11 protein-coding genes are annotated in these 15,635 nt (G+C 56.3%); 2 read left to right on the forward strand and 9 right to left on the reverse strand.

What is annotated here, in order from left to right:
* Positions 1-44 precede the first annotated feature (44 nt).
* The 7 genes from XX99_RS24345 to XX99_RS24370 form a co-directional block, all read right to left on the reverse strand.
* Positions 45-593: a hypothetical protein gene (locus tag XX99_RS24345; RefSeq protein ID WP_050062023.1), complete on the reverse strand. Its 549-nt coding sequence runs from the start codon at positions 591-593 to the stop codon at positions 45-47.
* Between the two features lie 249 nt (positions 594-842).
* Entirely contained in the window at positions 843-1,082 is a 240-nt protein-coding gene (locus tag XX99_RS27515; protein WP_156186197.1) for a hypothetical protein, read from the reverse strand.
* 502 nt (positions 1,083-1,584) lie between these two features.
* A complete protein-coding gene (locus XX99_RS24350) occupies positions 1,585-2,058 on the reverse strand; it encodes a PA2169 family four-helix-bundle protein (protein WP_050062024.1) in 474 nt (157 codons plus the stop codon).
* 257 nt (positions 2,059-2,315) lie between these two features.
* Complete coding sequence (locus tag XX99_RS24355; RefSeq protein WP_231581594.1) at positions 2,316-3,173, reverse strand: hypothetical protein; 858 nt, start codon at positions 3,171-3,173, stop codon at positions 2,316-2,318.
* A gap of 246 nt (positions 3,174-3,419) precedes the next feature.
* The gene (locus XX99_RS24360) at positions 3,420-5,609 is read right to left on the reverse strand and encodes a TolC family protein (RefSeq protein ID WP_231581595.1); all 2,190 of its coding nucleotides are present in this window, start codon (positions 5,607-5,609) and stop codon (positions 3,420-3,422) included.
* Positions 5,606-7,330 carry an efflux RND transporter periplasmic adaptor subunit gene (locus XX99_RS24365; RefSeq protein WP_050062026.1) on the reverse strand — a complete coding sequence of 575 codons (1,725 nt, stop codon included), beginning with the start codon at positions 7,328-7,330 and terminating at the stop codon, positions 5,606-5,608. The genes XX99_RS24360 and XX99_RS24365 overlap by 4 nt, the downstream gene beginning before the upstream one ends.
* Positions 7,331-7,340: 10 nt before the next feature.
* Complete coding sequence (locus XX99_RS24370) at positions 7,341-10,628, reverse strand: efflux RND transporter permease subunit (RefSeq protein WP_050062027.1); 3,288 nt, start codon at positions 10,626-10,628, stop codon at positions 7,341-7,343.
* Between the two features lie 177 nt (positions 10,629-10,805).
* Here XX99_RS24370 and ligD point away from each other — a divergent pair, with 177 nt between their 5' ends.
* Complete coding sequence (ligD, locus tag XX99_RS24375; protein ID WP_050062395.1) at positions 10,806-12,101, forward strand: non-homologous end-joining DNA ligase; 1,296 nt, start codon at positions 10,806-10,808, stop codon at positions 12,099-12,101.
* Position 12,102: 1 nt separating this feature from the next.
* Here the strand turns inward: ligD and XX99_RS24380 are convergent, their stop codons facing one another.
* On the reverse strand, positions 12,103-13,311 hold the full coding sequence (locus XX99_RS24380; RefSeq protein WP_231581596.1) for an ATP-dependent DNA ligase: 1,209 nt from the start codon (positions 13,309-13,311) through the stop codon (positions 12,103-12,105).
* 392 nt (positions 13,312-13,703) lie between these two features.
* Entirely contained in the window at positions 13,704-13,886 is a 183-nt protein-coding gene (locus XX99_RS24385; RefSeq protein ID WP_050062028.1) for a hypothetical protein, read from the reverse strand.
* 187 nt (positions 13,887-14,073) lie between these two features.
* Here XX99_RS24385 and XX99_RS24390 point away from each other — a divergent pair, with 187 nt between their 5' ends.
* On the forward strand, positions 14,074-15,525 hold the full coding sequence (locus XX99_RS24390) for an MFS transporter (RefSeq protein ID WP_050062029.1): 1,452 nt from the start codon (positions 14,074-14,076) through the stop codon (positions 15,523-15,525).
* Positions 15,526-15,635: the final 110 nt, after the last annotated feature.

Here is a 15,635-nt window from a genome sequence, read left to right on the forward strand (position 1 = left end):
CAGCTTGGAATGGTCAGGAAAGAGTCCCTCTGGCAAATCGATCTTCAGATGCCCGGCTTCGCGTCGGGAGCAGGGGGAATCCAGCCTGGGCCCGGGCTTTCCGGTCCTTCGTCGGCTTCGCCGCACCACGCGGAGCAAGAAGGAATAGGAGTTCTCCGATTTTCTTCGGCCGCAGCGCGAAGAGCTCGGGAGACAGCGCGGGCGGCGGCAGACTCCTCACAGAGTTGCCGGGAAAAAAGGGAGATTCTCCGCGCGTCCTCGATGGCTGACTGCAGGGATTTCAGCCAGACAGCGGGAGGCATCTGGGAAGAGATGATCAGGTCGAAAGCGCGCTCATCGGAATCGACCGACGGATCATCGAAAAGGACGAAGGGGGCCCTGCTCAGGGATCTGGCCGTCGACATCACAGTTGGAAGAAGTGGATACCGGGGGCTCTGAAAGGCGATCGCGGAGAAGACCTTGGCTTGGGCAAACGCGACATGAATGCCACTGACCGAGCACTCGGAATGATAAACGTCGAAACCAGCCGTCTCCATCACGGGGACACGGTGGCAGAGATCTTCTCCGACGTTGAGGATTGTTGCCGCCGCCATCTTTAGCCTCCTCTAAAAGCCGCGCACTCTATATTATGGCGCGAGCGGCCGCATTTGAAGCTTAGACTTTCGGGTGATAGGCCCCGGTTGAAACCCTATTGAACTTTCAGTCGGATTTTTCGCAGCAGACAGGTCCCCCGGCGCTCTCCCGCAGTCTCCTCGACGCGACAGCGCATTTCCCAACGGGCTGACAGATTCTGCCCGATATGATCACGGCAATCCAGCGAGAGGCGTGCTTTTAGGGAGGATTTAGAAACGGCGATCAGGCTTGGCGAAGATGGGAGATGCGCAAGCGTGAATCTGTTCGGCTTCTTCAAGACCCTCGGCATCGGGGGCGTTCCAGACAGTTCGCGCACAAAGCCGGCAGATCGAAATCAGCCTCTCGTGGGCGAGATCTTTACGCCGGTGGAATTGTGACTTTTGGTCATCCGGCTGGATTGTGAGGCGTTTGGTTTCATCTGAAAGATTCCACATGTAGGTCTTCGGCATTCCCATCTCCCTGGATCGAACTACGCTGGGGTGTTTATCGAACTAAGGGTGGAGTCTCACGCTTTCGCCTCGTACTTACAAAATCGAGAATGATGGAGCCGTCGCAAATGTGCTGATATTCGCGATCACTCAATTCAGATTCCGTCGAAGATACGCCGACGGTTCTCGCACAGATCCGGCAAATGGATTGGAACTCAAGGGTTAAATCGTTGAAAAAACGAAGATACCGGGTTCCGGCGGAGTGCGCATTAAGGACGGCCATAGGATCGGGCTCCGAGGATAGAATTGGAGGATTCACCTTCGGCATAGGCTTCAGGAGATCTACCTTTATGAGCGTAAAGCCACAAAAGGTCGTTGGTAACTAGGCAAATCCCCGGTTTCTACATATTTGGGTTACTATCCGAGCGCACTTCTGATGGAAGTTCGCCAGGGATCGGAACGGATCGTGATCCCTGGAGCTTGTCCCTTCCCTCAACTCACGGGCCGCCGCGAGTCTGTGTTCTTACTTCCGGCTATCGCGCGCCGCCTTAACGTAATCGTGCGAGCTCTGAATATGGGTATATTGGGCGGTCAGCAGCTGCTTGATCGGCAAAGGCAATTCTTTTTCCAACGCTTTTTTATATGCCTTCTTCGCCTCGTCCTCACCGGCCTCTGCCGTCTCGAGAAGCGTATGATCGCCGCCTCCCAGATGGGCCTTGAGATCGCCCCACGTACGATGGATCGCGCCGCTGACGGTTCCCTTCTCTTTTACGTCATGAACGCCTTCCCGATGCAGTACCTCTTCGAGCTCTCCGCGGAACTGCGAGCGCTTCAGCGATTCAGCCGCGAAATACTTCTTGAGGGTCTCGTCCTTGAGGTGCTCGCCGATCTTCTGGAATCCTTCTTGTCCGTCAATCAGGCTCTGAATCACATCGCGGAGCGTCTCTTCAACTTGTTCGTGCGTCAACTTATGGGTTTCTTTGATTTCAGCAGACATGGATTTCCCTCCGTCAGATCTGTTTAAAGACTATGGGGTGGAATCGATGCACAAAGCTGCATCTGCGGCGACCTTCCATCATTGTGGAAGAATCGTCTGAGCAGGTTCCTGTGCCGCGATCGAACGCTAAAGGAACTTGCCAGTTGGCAAAGTTTTCACGTCCTCTGGTATAGAGGCCATCCGTCCGCGGGCAGTTGCTTCAGAATAGGTTTCCCTCTGGAGCTGATTCAATCCGGCAATCATGGTGTATTAACAGCCTACTTAGGAAGAGATGTTTTCTGCGCGCTCTGGCTTGTCCGCTCCCAGCTTGGAGCTGCTGTTTCAATTCGCCAGATTGGGCCGTTTTCATAGAGCTGTGCCTCCGTTCGCAGCGTGGTCGGAGGCTCGCCTTCGATACGCCACACATGTGCGTCGGCAGGAGTTTTGTCCATGACCGCCGCCGCGACTTTCGTCAGACCGCCCAGCTCAATTTTCACCAGGTAACGCTCGGCCCTGAATCCAGACCCCGCAATGAAGCACCGCTCTTCTTCCTCGGGAGAGATGGCAACTTTGACCACGCGCGGCTTGGATGATGGCACGATCATGGATACCTCCGTTTTTTCCTGGCCGGAACGCAGGTTTTTGAGGATCGTAAGCAGGAGGCCATTCGAAAGGTCGGACGGAAGATCCATGTGGGTAGTTTCTATTTTTTGCTTGTCTCCATCTTCGGAACGCATAGTCACCGTTCCCGCCACTGCATCGACGGTCATATCCAGAGAATGAGGATAGGAGGGCCCCCGCTGGATGTGGTGATCGCTAATAAGCTGAAAGTTGGCACGCTGCGTGAACACGGTCGTCTCATCATCGAGAGAGCCATCTCTGAAGCGGAAGGTCAACCGGCTGATCACCCGAGATCCCTTGACGGTCTGTCTCTCTTCACCCGAAGCCAGAGCCTTCCCGTTAAGATCGCGCAAAACAAGAAATCCCCTCGATGCTCCCTCGGGGTACTGGACGGAGATAGGTCCCGCAGATGCACTGGAAGAGAAAAAAGCCAACGCTATCGCGCCTGCCACCATCCACTTAACTCTCACGTGCGTGTGCATCCATTTGTGGATGCACGGATATCTCATACCCATTCTGTGAAACTCCTGTATCGGGCGCGGGGCTATAAGGTGCTAAATTTTGAGCCTTACGGACGTACGCTACATTGGGGTGAGAGCGAAGTTGGATACTAAGGAGTGGCGTTCGGATCGACACCTGCAGCTCACATCCTTAAGTACTTTGGATGCGAAGTTTCTTCAAAAAGTGGGAACGACGAAGAACTTTCCGAAGACCAGCCTTCGTGACATCCGAGCAGATGCGGTCCTAAGGTCTTCTATGGCTCACGGTAGCTGCCCACGTACGGCGTCCTGGATATTAATCCCGCTTCTTTCGAGCAGGTCGCCTAAGGCTCGGTCGAGAGACATGCGCGCCTTCATCCAGTCGGATCGCGCCGCGACTTCCGTGGATCGTGCCTGCGCCAGATAAGCCTGATCCTGAACGATGAGATAGTTAGTGCTCTCACCTACGGAAAATTTGTCCAGCTCCGCCTGCAGAAGTTGCTGCTGATAGTCACGGCTCTCGACAGCCGCCGCGTATGCCTGATGCGCATTCTCCAGTGCAATTGCGGCATTCTCTATCTGCTGGCGGATGTCGTTCTCTACCTTCGTCGTGCGCGCCTCAGCCTGACGCATTTGGATCTGGTCGCGGGCTGCATCCGCCTGTGCGATGCGGTTGCGTAAAGGCAGGCTGAGCTGCAAGCCACCCTGATAAATCGTCGATAAAGTAAGGCCGCCCTGCGTCAGCTCCGGCGGCACGATGACTGTTCCAGTCCCGGGCGACCCTAGTTCTTCAAAAGGTATGAGTGATGAGCCACGTGTCTGCACGTTGGCATAGAGATTCACGCTGGGTTTCACATTGTTTCGCGACGCACGAGCGGCAATTTCATCGGCTTTCAGCTGCAGTCCCGCCTGAGCGAGATCGGGACGATTGGCGAGAGCATCCTGGATGAGTGCAGGGATGTCTAGGGTAGGCGCATCATCCGGTACCACAATGCGATCAGTCGGAACGATGGAGGCGAAATTTGCGGCAGGATCGCCAAGCTTGCGCAGCAACTGTTCGCGCAGGATGACCTCCTGCTGCCGATACTCACCCTGTGCCTGGATGAGATCGAGACGGCTCGACGAGAGGAGAGCCTTCACCCGCGTGAGTTCGATGGGCGCCAGAGTTCCTTCGTCTACTTGGCTCTTGTCATCATCGTATAAGTGTTGCGCGGCCGCCAGGGCTTCTTCTTTAACGCCGATATTCTCCCCAAGAGATACCAGGTCGTAGTAGAGCCGCGAGATGCCGTATATGGTTTCCAACAGCTGCTGCTCGAATACAAGGCGCGAGACCTTCTGATCAATCTGCGCGATGTGCAGAAAACGCAGGTTGATGCCGCGTCCGAAACCACGAAGCAGCGGCTGGCTCACAGTGAACGAAGCGCTCGGCGAATGAAAAGGGTCGTACTGTGAGGTCTTGCCATAAAGCACCTGGGAGGCATTATCGGCATAAGCTTCAATTTGTGTGCCGGTCGAAAATCCCTGCTGATAATCGAGCCCCGCGCTCACGTAATCCAACGGTCCGGTTGAAGTAGAAGTGTCGATGGTCGAACTGCCGCCTGTCGTGGAGCTTCCGAGAAGCGAAGTCTGGTCGGAGCGCCGCAGGTAAGCGGCGTCCCCACTGAGTGTCGGATCATACAGCGGAATTGGTGGTCCGTCGGAATACGTAAACGTACCGTTTTCAGATAAGCTCTGCTGCGTACCGCTGCCGATCTGTTCGACCTGGGAAAGGTCCGTCACTGTCGCGTTCGTCGATGCGCCATTTCCGGTAGTCGCGGTGATCAGCAGCGGGCTGGTAGCCGCCGATACTCCGGGAGGCGACTGCTGAACGTTATAGTCGACGCCTCGCAAAGTACCGCCACCTTGAGCGCGCGTCAGATCGGTATTAGCCAGCAACAGATCATAACGGCTGATCTCGACATCCATATTGTTTTCGATCGCCAACTCAATCGCGTCATGCAGAGAGAGATAGAGCTTTCCGTCATTGATTAATCTTTCAAGATGGGACGTCGACCCGGCGGGTACGCCCGGCAAATGCGGCGCGCGATAAGCTCCAATCAAGCTATAGAAATGGGTATCCAATGGTGACGGAGCTTCCTTCTGAGGCTGCAGGTGGAAGTTCGCATTCCGCTCGACATCAGAAAAGGAATTCGCAGGCGATGGCGGCTGCGTGCTGAGCGGAGCAAGCTGGCGAACATCGACAGTGCTCTTATCCGGCTGCGGCAGTGGAGCACTCGGAGGCTCTCCAGGCTGTTGTTGTGCAGGAGGAGCCTGCTGCCCTGGAGCATGCGCCGTGTCTGGCAATGGCGATGCTGGCACGGTGAAAGGCGGAGGCTGCTGCCCTTGCTGCGCATATGAGACGGCCGTCGCGAAGATCAGCACTATAAACAGCGCCACTGTCGTGCGGCGTCCCGCGAAGAAGATACTCGTCACTGCGAAGACTCCTTCGACTGCTGCTTCTTCTGCGCTTTGACTTGATCCTTACTCTGCTTCTGTTGATTGTTTTGCTGTTGGCCGCCTTGTCCGGGCTTGCCCTTCTGGTTTGTGCTCTCTCCCTGCGAATTCACAATCGATTGGTCGCCATATTGTTGCGGCCCGGAGTTCGGAACCTTATTTGTCTGTGCGCCGCCCTGGCCATTATTCTCGCCGGCCTCCTGTTTCTGCTGTGGCCGCACTTTCATCCCCGGCTGCGTTGTATCCGTGACCGTGGTTATCACCAGCTCGCCTTCCTGCAAACCGCTGAGGATCTCAACGGAGGGGCCGTAATCGCGGCCGATTTCAACGGGTACAATCTTGATCTTGTTGTCGTTCACAATGGCGACACTGGTACGGTCGTCGCGGACGACGACTGCATCGCCAGGTACCGTGATGGGTCCCACGCCGCGCACCTCGACGAAGCTGACAACCGCATACATGCCGGGATAAAGGCCGCCATCCCGATTGTCGACATCCACCTCGGTGAGCATGGTGCGCGTGTTCTGGTCGAGCGAAAGCGCGGCGCGGGTCACTGTGCCCTCGATCGGCTTGCCCGATCTCTCCTGCACAAAAACCTGCGCAGGCATGCCGGTCTTGATATCCGAGGCATAGCCCTCGGGCACCGATACGAGAATGCGCAGCTTATCGAACTGAGCAACCGCGAAGAGCGGCCCTCCCTGCGCCTGCCCTGTAGATGGAGAAGCCGCCTGGTTGGATGAACCGGAACTGCCGCTGGTATTGGTGCTGCCGGCACTGGCCGTTCCGGCAGACGGGTTCTGCGAAGACGGCATCAGCGGAGTTCCGCCCGCACCGGATGTTCCCACCAACGCACCGATATCGGTATTGCGCTGGGTCACGACGCCATCGAAAGGCGCTGTCACGCGTTCATAGCTTTGCAGCGCGATCACGCGTCCAAGATTGGCGCGAAAGCTTTCGACGTTTCGATGAGCCGAGGCCACTACGGCTACCTGCGTGTTGTAATCGGCTTCGCGCTGGTCTCCATCCTGTCGCGAAAAAACGCCCTTCGCCACCAGCACGCGCCACCGCTCCCACGTCACTTTGTTCAGAGCCAACTGCGCCTGCTGCTGCGCTTCCTGGGCTTCGGCCTGCCGCAATTGTTCGCGCGCCTGATCTACCTGTTGATCGAGATCGGGAGCATCAATGAGAGCCATTAGCTGGCCCTTCTTCACGTGATCTCCAATGTCGACAAAACGCTGACGAAGATAGCCATTCGCACGCGCATAGATAAAGGCTTCGGTGAGCGGAGCGGTTGTTCCCGGCACAGTAAGCTCGCCCGGAGCGTGCGAGCGCTTCACCTGCATTACTTCAACCTGCGGCTGCTCCTGCTCGCGCTGCTTTGCGGCTGCCGCGGCTTTCTTTTCCCGTTCATGTCTGGGCAGATATCCCAGCAGGAAGATGAGGAGCAGCGCTAGCACACCTGCGCCAATCCAAAGGAATATCTTTTTCCAGTTCCTGTGTTTACTGCGATGCTTGCGGTCATACTCCTGCTGCACATCGCGGTCGTGCTGAACCTTCTCGTGCTTTTTGTGCGCAGCCTGCCGGGCCTGGGATTCCTCGCGCTCCCACTCTGCGCGCGTCATTCGCCGATCAGGATCTTTCTGCAACTGGCGGAGGTGTTCGTCCTCGGGGTAGACCCTTTGACTCAAGTCGTCGCTCATAGATTTCTACTCAAGCCGGCTGCGGCTCGCCTCCCGAAGTCTGCTCTCCCGTGGCGCGTTTGCCGCCCGGCTCGCGATTGGATTCATCGTCGTTTTCCGGCTGCTCGTCACCCTCGTGGTATGCCTTGTCGATCTCTTCGTCATAGTTCACCGGCGCTTCGGTGCGCAGCCACGAATACATAACGGGCACCACAAACAGAGTTCCTGGGGTCGCCAGCAGAAGTCCCCCGATGACGGCTCTCCCCAGGGAGGCATTCTGCTCGCCGCCTTCACCCAGCGCCAGAGCCATCGGAAGCATGCCGATGATCATGGCCAGCGCCGTCATGCAGACCGGACGCAGCCGCGTGAAGCCCGCGTTCATTGCGGCCTCGAGACTATCTTTTCCAGTGGCGCGTTCGTCGTTCGCAAAGACAATGAGCAGGATACTGTTTGCGGTGGCAATGCCGATCGTCATGATTGCGCCCATCAGAGACGGCACGTTGAACGTGGTGCCGGTGAGGAAGAGCATCCATAAAACGCCCGCGAATGCGACAGGCAGCGCCATAAGAATGATGAGCGGATCGAGCCAGCTCTGGAAGTTCACTGTCATGAGCAGGTACACGAGAAGAATTGCAAAGATGATTCCAATGCCCAGCCGCACGAACGAATTGGTCATCGTCTGAACTTCGCCGCGCAGCGCCAGCGATGTGCCGATCGGCAAGTCGTTCTCGGCTTTGTCCATGACTTTTCTGATGTCGCTCGCCACTCCGCCCAGGTCTCTCTGGTCGGTATCGGCGTAGATGTCATAGACTCGCTGGATGTTGTAGTGATTGATGATGGCCGGCACGATGTCCCGCTGAAAGTTGGCGACATTGCCCAGCAGTTGGCTGGTATTGCCGGCAGGAGAAGTGAGCGGCGTACGCGCCAGCGATTGCAGCGAATCAATCTTGTAAGTGGGTGTCTGGACCACGACCTGATAGTTCACGCCGTTCTGCGGATTCAGCCACTCATTCGGAGCAGTTTGGCCAGTCCCCGTGAGCGAGATGAGCATGCTTTGCGCGATGTTCTCCTGGGTGAGTCCGATCTGCTGGGCTTTGACCCTGTCCACATTGACATCGATGGTTGGCTGCGCCACTTGTTGATGGATGTGAACGTCGGCTACGCCAGGGATCGCCTGAACCTGCTTCAACAGCTTCTGTGCGAGCTGGTAGTTAGTTTTTCCGGGGCCGGCGACCTGCAGATCAATGGGAGCGGGCAGACCAAAGTCAAGAATCTGATTGGTGATATTTGCCGGCGTAAAGAAAAATACGCCGTCGGGAAATTTATCATGCAGATCGGTGCGCAGCTCGCGCATATAGAGCTGCGTATTTCGCTTGCCCGGCTTCAGAGAGATGAGCACATCGCCGTCCGAGTCCGAGGTAACGGAACTCGTGGAGAATGCGAGGTTGATGCCCCCATTGGGCAATCCAATATTGTCAAGAATCAATTTGATCTGATCTTGCGGGATGATGCGGCGTATCTCTTTCTCTACGGCAGCGAAATATTGCTCTGCATCTTCAGGCCGCATTCCTTGTGGGGGATCGACGTGAAGATCCATCTGCCCGGAATCCACGTACGGAAAGAAGTCCTGGCCGATCATGAAAACCAGCGGCACGGAGAGGAGAACGAACACCCCGAAGATGCCGATGGTGAGTCCGCGATTCTCAAGGGTCCAGCCCAGCGCACTTTTATAGTTTTCCCGACGCCGCTCAAACCATCGGTCGAATTTCGAGTGAATCCGCCAGATCCAGTTCTCCTCTTCTTCTTTCTTCGCTGCCTCTTCATCCTGATAAAGCGCAATCTCTTTATCGAGGAGGTAGTGCATCATAGTTGGCACCAGAGTCCGCGACAGGAAGTAGGAGGCCATCATGGCAAACACTACGGCCATCGCGAGCGGCGTGAATAGATACCGCGCGGGCCCGGTTAACAACACCACTGGCGTGAAGACCATGCATATGGCAAGGGTCGAAACAAATGCGGGAGCAGCCACCTGCTGAGCGCTATCGAGAATGGCGCGCACCAGCGGCTTCTTCTCGCTCATGTTGCGGTGCGTATTTTCGATCTCGACCGTTGCATCGTCAACAAGAATGCCGACCGCCAAGGCTAGGCCGCCCAGAGTCATCACATTAATGGTCTGCTGCAGCGCATAGAGGATGACAAGCGAAGTCGCAATCGAAAGCGGAATCGAAGTGCAAACGATCAGAGTCGATCGCCATGACCCGAGAAAAAGCAGGATCATCAGCGCGGTCAGTCCCGCGGCAATTGCCGCCTCGCGCACCACTTCGGTGATCGACTCCGAGACAAAGATCGATTGATCGAAGAGCGGCGTGATCTGCAGTCCGGCTGGCAATCCAGCCTTCACCAGAGGAAGCATTTGCTTCACGTTCTTGACGATGTCTAGAGTGGAGGTCTCCCCGTTTTTCAATACCGTAAGAAGTGCCGAACGTTTTCCATCCTGTCGAACTATATTTTCCTGCGGCGCGTAGCCAAGCCGAACTTGCGCCACATCTTTGACCAGAACAACCGCGCCATTGTTGGCGCGAACAGGCAGATCGTTGAGCGCGGACACCAGCGCTGGCGACGAGTTGAGCTTTACGATGAATTCGCGGTCGCCGATCCGCGCTAATCCCGCGGGTAGAATCAAATTCTGATTGTTGACCGCATTTGAAATGTCCACCGCGGACAGATGCTTCGCGTACATCTGATTTGGATCGATATCCACCTGGACCTGGCGCACCTTGCCGCCATATGGAAGCGGAATCGAAGCACCCTCCACATTCGCCAGCCGCGGCCGGATGAAGGACAGCCCCAGGTCGTAGAGGTCTTCCTCGGTCAGCCCCTGCCCGGAGAGACCGAGCTGCAGAATGGGAACGCTCGATGCATCGTATTTGAGAATATTCGGCGGGAAAGTCCCCGGAGGCAGCACACGCAGCACAGTCTGCACCACCGCGGTGATCTGCGACAAGGCAAGCTCCACCTTCACCCGAGGCTGAAAAAATACGCGAATGACGGCGACGCCCTGGTAGCTCTCCGATTCCGTATGCTCGATGTCGTTGACGGTGGTGGTCAGCGCACGCTCGCACACCGTAACGATGCGGCCTTCCATCTCCTGCGGAGGAAGTCCGGTGTAGCTCCACACAATCGTGACAACCGGAATATCGATGTACGGATAAATATCCTTAGGCGCTTCGATACAAGTGCCAATCCCCAAGAGCAGCATCAGCAGCGAAAAGACGACAAAAGTATAAGGGCGCCGAAGCGCAAGCCGAACAATCCACATCCGCTGTTATTTCCTGACCATTGGGTTCTATGAAATGAGTTAGATGCAATTAAGGGGAAGATGGAAAGGATTAAGGCTGTTAGTGAATTCACGGGCTTCCCACGGATGGAAGAAATCGCGCGTTCCCCTGCCCAGATCAAAGCATCAGATCGTGATGTGGGGACGGGGTGCGGCGATATGGCAAAAACAGAAGCAGCGGAGGTCCTCCAGATCGATGGGCAAGAGGTAAAAGTCACACATCCGGAGAAGCTTTATTTTTCGAAGCAAATCAAGCTCACCAAGCTGGACCTCGTCAACTACTACCTGTCCGTTGCTCCCGGCGCGCTCGCCGGTATCTCAAATCGCCCGATCGTTTTGAAAAGGTTTGTCAATGGGGCGGAAGAGCCTGCCTTTTATCAGAAACGTGCTCCCGAAGATCATCCCGCCTGGCTGCACACGATTACGCTTTCGTTTCCTTCCGGCAGAACCGCGGAAGAGCTGGTAGTCGACAATACCGCCGGACTTATATGGATCGTGAATCTCGGTTGCATAGAGCTGCACCCGCACGCCGTACGGGCCAGCGATCTCGACCATCCCGATGAATTGAGAGTCGACCTCGATCCCGGTCCAGGAGTTGGCTGGGAAGATGTGCGCAGAGTTGCGCTCGAGGTAAATGCTTTGCTGAAACAACGCGGATTGCACGGATGGCCCAAGACGAGCGGATCACGAGGGATGCACATCAATGTTCGAATCGAGCCGAGATGGACCTTCGATGAGGTCCGGCGCGCAGCACTTGCTCTATCTCGCGAGGTCGAACGCCGTGTGCCCACGCTGGCCACTTCCAAATGGTGGAAAGAGGAAAGGCATGGTGTCTTCATCGATTACAACCAGAATGCCAAGGACCGTACGACGGCTTCAGCCTATTCGGTTCGGCCTTTACCCGACGCGCGAGTTTCAACGCCGCTTACATGGGATGAAGTTCCCGATTGTAACCCCGCAGATTTCACCGTCTTCACTGTGCCGAAGCGATTCGCGACCATCGGCGATCCCCACGCCGACATGGACGCGCACGCTGGCTCGCTTGAACAGCTTCTCGAGATGGCCGCGCTCGACGATGCTGCAAACCTCGGCGACGCACCATGGCCGCCCCATTTCCGCAAAACTGCAGACGAGAAACCTCGTGTTGCCCCTTCACGTGCGAAAGCAGCTCGAACCAAGATGCCGCTGATCGTTGTGGCCAATTCTGCTGATAAAGAAGCTGCGTTGGCGGGTCTTGAGAGATGGAAGGCAGGACATTCGAAAGCGGCCGAGTATCTGAACGTGGAAGATGTACTCGTGGATTCGATGCGAGGCACGTCTTCGACATGGACAAGAATCCGCGTGAACTTGCGCAATGTTCCGGAGGGCATACGGCCGGATCAGGAGGCTCCCGATCCCGATGACGACCCGACGCGCAAGGCCAGGAAACCTCGCGGCGATTCGTCAAAACGATAATTCAGCGATTCTTCGGGAAGATTGATTTCAACTCTTCCGGTGGTACGACCTCCAGCTGCTCGTACGTGCAATCCTGCGGTTTCTTGTCGAAGCGCCAACGCCGAAACTGCGCCATATGGCGGAACCGTCCACTCTGCATGTGCTCATATGCCACCTCTGCAACGAGTTCCAGCCGAAGCGGCTCCCATGAGAGATCTTTCCCCTGACTCCAGCGGCTTTGTGCGCCAGGCCTTCGAGAGCCAGCGCCACCTTCGGCCTCATCGTCGAGGATTTCGCTCCATGGATGGTCCGCAGCAGCATTCTTCCGATAGGGCTCGAGGTACTCCACAAGTTCATACCGCTTTTCAAGTGGAAAGCTACCACAGACGCCGACATGCTGCAGCGTTCCCGACTCGTTGTACAACCCAAGCAGCAATGACCCTACCGCAGGCTTATCGCCCTTACGATACCAGCGAAACCCCGCGACAACACAGTCGCAGTCACGCTCATGTTTTACTTTGAACATCGTTCGCTTGTCGGATTGATAAGTGTTGTCCTTAGCTTTCGCGATAACACCGTCGAAGCCAGCTCCCTCGAAGCGTTGGAACCAGTCGCGCGCCAATGCAGGATCATCGGTGGCCGGCGTGATATGGAGCGGCAATTTCGCTTTTGAGAGGATCGATTCCAGCTTTTCGCGTCGAGCAGCAAATGCCTTTTCTCGCCAATCGTGATCACCCTCAGCAAGCAGATCGAAGAATACGATGGAGGCGGGCGTCTGCTGGCTAAGCAGCTTCACTCTCGATGCCGCCGGGTGAATGCGGAGCTGCAGCGCATCGAAGTCGAGCGCGCCGTTTCTTGAGATCACGATTTCCCCGTCGAGAACGCACTTATCACGCAACTGCTCCAGCAGCGGGTCGATCAACTCCGGAAAGTAGCGGTTCAGCGGCTTCCCTTCCCGGCTTTGAAGCAGAATCTCATCCCCTTCGCGAAATACGAGCGTACGAAAGCCATCCCACTTGGGCTCGTAAATCCACCCGGAACCGATAGGCAACTTATCCACACGCTTCGCCAGCATCGGAAGTACGGGTGGTTCGACGGGAAGATTCATCTTTTTTTGCCGGACTTCATGGCCGTATTCACTTTCTGCCGCCTTTGCGGAACGCTTCAAATGGCTCTTCATAATATTTCCAACTTGACCACCTAATTCCAACCGTTCACGCAATGTAGGCACCCGAACCTCAAATGGACAAGTCTAATCCCCATCGTTTGTGACTCACTCACTTTCCCACGGAGACAATCCATAGTGAAGCGAGAATCGCCGAGCATCAACCTGACTCCCGTTTGTCCCCACCGATTCAATGATATTGCCCGATACTACGATTCGATCCGTATGGCTTGCGCGAAGGCAATCGGTAGCTCAATCGTGGATGCTGAGCTGATCGACTTAGAGTACGACCATAAGTGCCAGTGCCATATCTTAATTGACTTCCTGAGAGGTTATCACCGAAGCAGGATGTAGTTCCCGCAACCCGAGTGACCGTACATCGAATTGTGAGTTGTGGCAGCTCAGGGCGCGCTAAAGCATGTTTTTGAGTGGTTTCGCCATCGCCCGATGATCTACGGTCAAGCCGATTTCTTCTGCTGTGTGGCCTCGGTTGCCTCGATTTCGCCCTGCGCGCGTTTATCCTTGGCCGATTCAACCTCTGATTGATCCGGATTCTGGCGTGATGAAACTTCAGCTTGCTCTGCCAATCCATCGCTTACTTTCTGTTGTCCCTGCTTCGATTTCTGCTCGTTGTCTGTCACAGTAGTTCTCCTCCCGGTTTTAAACTGCCGTAACCAGTTGGATGCAGCCGTATGTGAAACGATTAGCCCCGTCCGCGACGCCTTGTATTGGTAGGCCAGAATTCCGACCCATCACGCTTGCAACTTTTCCTCATCATCTTGAACAGAGAAGAAAGCGGAATCCCGTCCGCATCTCATCCAAGCAAAGATGGCGACTACACCCACCGTTCCTAACGGGCAGACGATTGAAACCGATATCCCGCGGCGTCTCGACCGCTTGCCGTGGTCGCGCTGGCATCTCCGCATTCTCACGGCGCTAGGCACCTCGTGGCTCCTCGATGGCCTCGAGGTCACGCTGGTCGGGTCCCTCGCCAGCATTCTCACTACACCCCAGGGGCTTTCTCTCACCGACAAGCAGGTGACCGCCGCAGCCAGCACCTATCTCGCCGGCGCAGTCTTCGGAGCCCTCCTTTTTGGGTATCTCACTGACCGGCTCGGCCGCAAGAAGCTTTTTCTGGTCACGGTCGCGACCTATTCACTGGCCACTCTCGCCAGTGCCTTCTCATGGAATTTTCTTTCTTTCGCCATCCTTCGCTCGCTGACCGGCGTGGGCATCGGCGGCGAATACGCTGCTATCAATTCCGCCGTCGACGAACTCATCCCCGGCCGGGTACGCGGAACGGTTGACCTCATCGTCAATGGGACATTCTGGATTGGTGGAACCGTCGGCGCGCTGGCGTCAATCTATCTGCTCAGCGGTCACGCCATCGGCGGAAATCACGGCTGGCGCTTCGCTTTCGGCATCGGTGGTGTTCTCGGAGTCGTCATCTTCCTGCTGCGCCTTTCGGTGCCGGAGAGTCCGCGATGGCTCATGCTTCGCGGGCAAGAGCAGCGTGCTGAAGAAATCGTTCATCGGATCGAAAACAAGATCAGCGGCGGACAGCCGAACTCCCTGCCCAAGCTCGAAGGCGATCCCCTCAAGATAAAGGTGCGCGACCACACTCCGTGGCGCGATATCTTCGCCAACATGCTCGGAGAAAATCGTCCGCGCACCTATCTCGGGCTCATCCTGATGATTGCGCAGGCGTTCTTCTTCAACGCTGTTTTCTTCAGCTATGGCCTGGTCTGCAAGACGTTCTTTCATATCCCCGACAAGCAGATCCCCCGGCATCTTCTTCCCTTTGCGATTGCCAGCTTCCTGGGCCCTCTGACCATAGGCCGCCTCTTCGACACCGTGGGCCGCAAAAAGATGATTTCGATTACCTACTGCGCCGCGGGGATTGTATTAGCAGGCACAGCGATACCGTTCGCCACGGGCGCTGCTGGGCCTTTGACCGTCAGCATTTGTTTCAGCGTGGTCTTCTTCATCGCGTCCTCGGCAGCCAGCGCGGCCTACCTCACCGTGAGCGAGATCTTTCCGCTGGAGTTGCGCGCCTTTGCCATCGCCGTCTTCTATGCGCTCGGCACACTCGCCGGAGGTGTCGGCGCGCCGCTTTTCTTCGGAGAGCTCATTGATACCCACTCCCGGCTGGCGGTTTCACTCGGCTACGGCCTGGGCTCGATTCTCATGCTCGCCGCCGGAGTTTGCGAAGCGAAGTTTGGCATCGAGACTGCCGGAAAATCGCTGGAGTCGATTTCGAAACCACTCCAGAGCGGTTAGGGTTGCTGTGCGAAGTATCCCACCTCGATTTTGAGCATCGACTTGCAATCGGTCACATGTTCCGTCGAATCCCGACCTGCCAGAACGCCTCAGGAACGGACATCCACTGA

The organism is Silvibacterium bohemicum (assembly GCF_001006305.1).
Classification (GTDB): Bacteria; Acidobacteriota; Terriglobia; order Terriglobales; family Acidobacteriaceae; genus Silvibacterium; species Silvibacterium bohemicum.

What these genes read in the sequence shown, in the direction of transcription:
- XX99_RS24350 (WP_050062024.1), bottom strand. Translation starts at nt 2,058, where the DNA reads ATGTCTGCTGAAATCAAAGAAACCCATAAGTTGACGCACGAACAAGTT.
- XX99_RS27515 (WP_156186197.1), bottom strand. Translation starts at nt 1,082, where the DNA reads ATGCCGAAGACCTACATGTGGAATCTTTCAGATGAAACCAAACGCCTC.
- XX99_RS24390 (WP_050062029.1), top strand. Translation starts at nt 14,074, where the DNA reads ATGGCGACTACACCCACCGTTCCTAACGGGCAGACGATTGAAACCGAT.
- XX99_RS24370 (WP_050062027.1), bottom strand. Translation starts at nt 10,628, where the DNA reads ATGTGGATTGTTCGGCTTGCGCTTCGGCGCCCTTATACTTTTGTCGTC.
- ligD (WP_050062395.1), top strand. Translation starts at nt 10,806, where the DNA reads ATGGCAAAAACAGAAGCAGCGGAGGTCCTCCAGATCGATGGGCAAGAG.
- XX99_RS24345 (WP_050062023.1), bottom strand. Translation starts at nt 593, where the DNA reads ATGGCGGCGGCAACAATCCTCAACGTCGGAGAAGATCTCTGCCACCGT.
- XX99_RS24365 (WP_050062026.1), bottom strand. Translation starts at nt 7,330, where the DNA reads ATGAGCGACGACTTGAGTCAAAGGGTCTACCCCGAGGACGAACACCTC.
- XX99_RS24355 (WP_231581594.1), bottom strand. Translation starts at nt 3,173, where the DNA reads ATGGGTATGAGATATCCGTGCATCCACAAATGGATGCACACGCACGTG.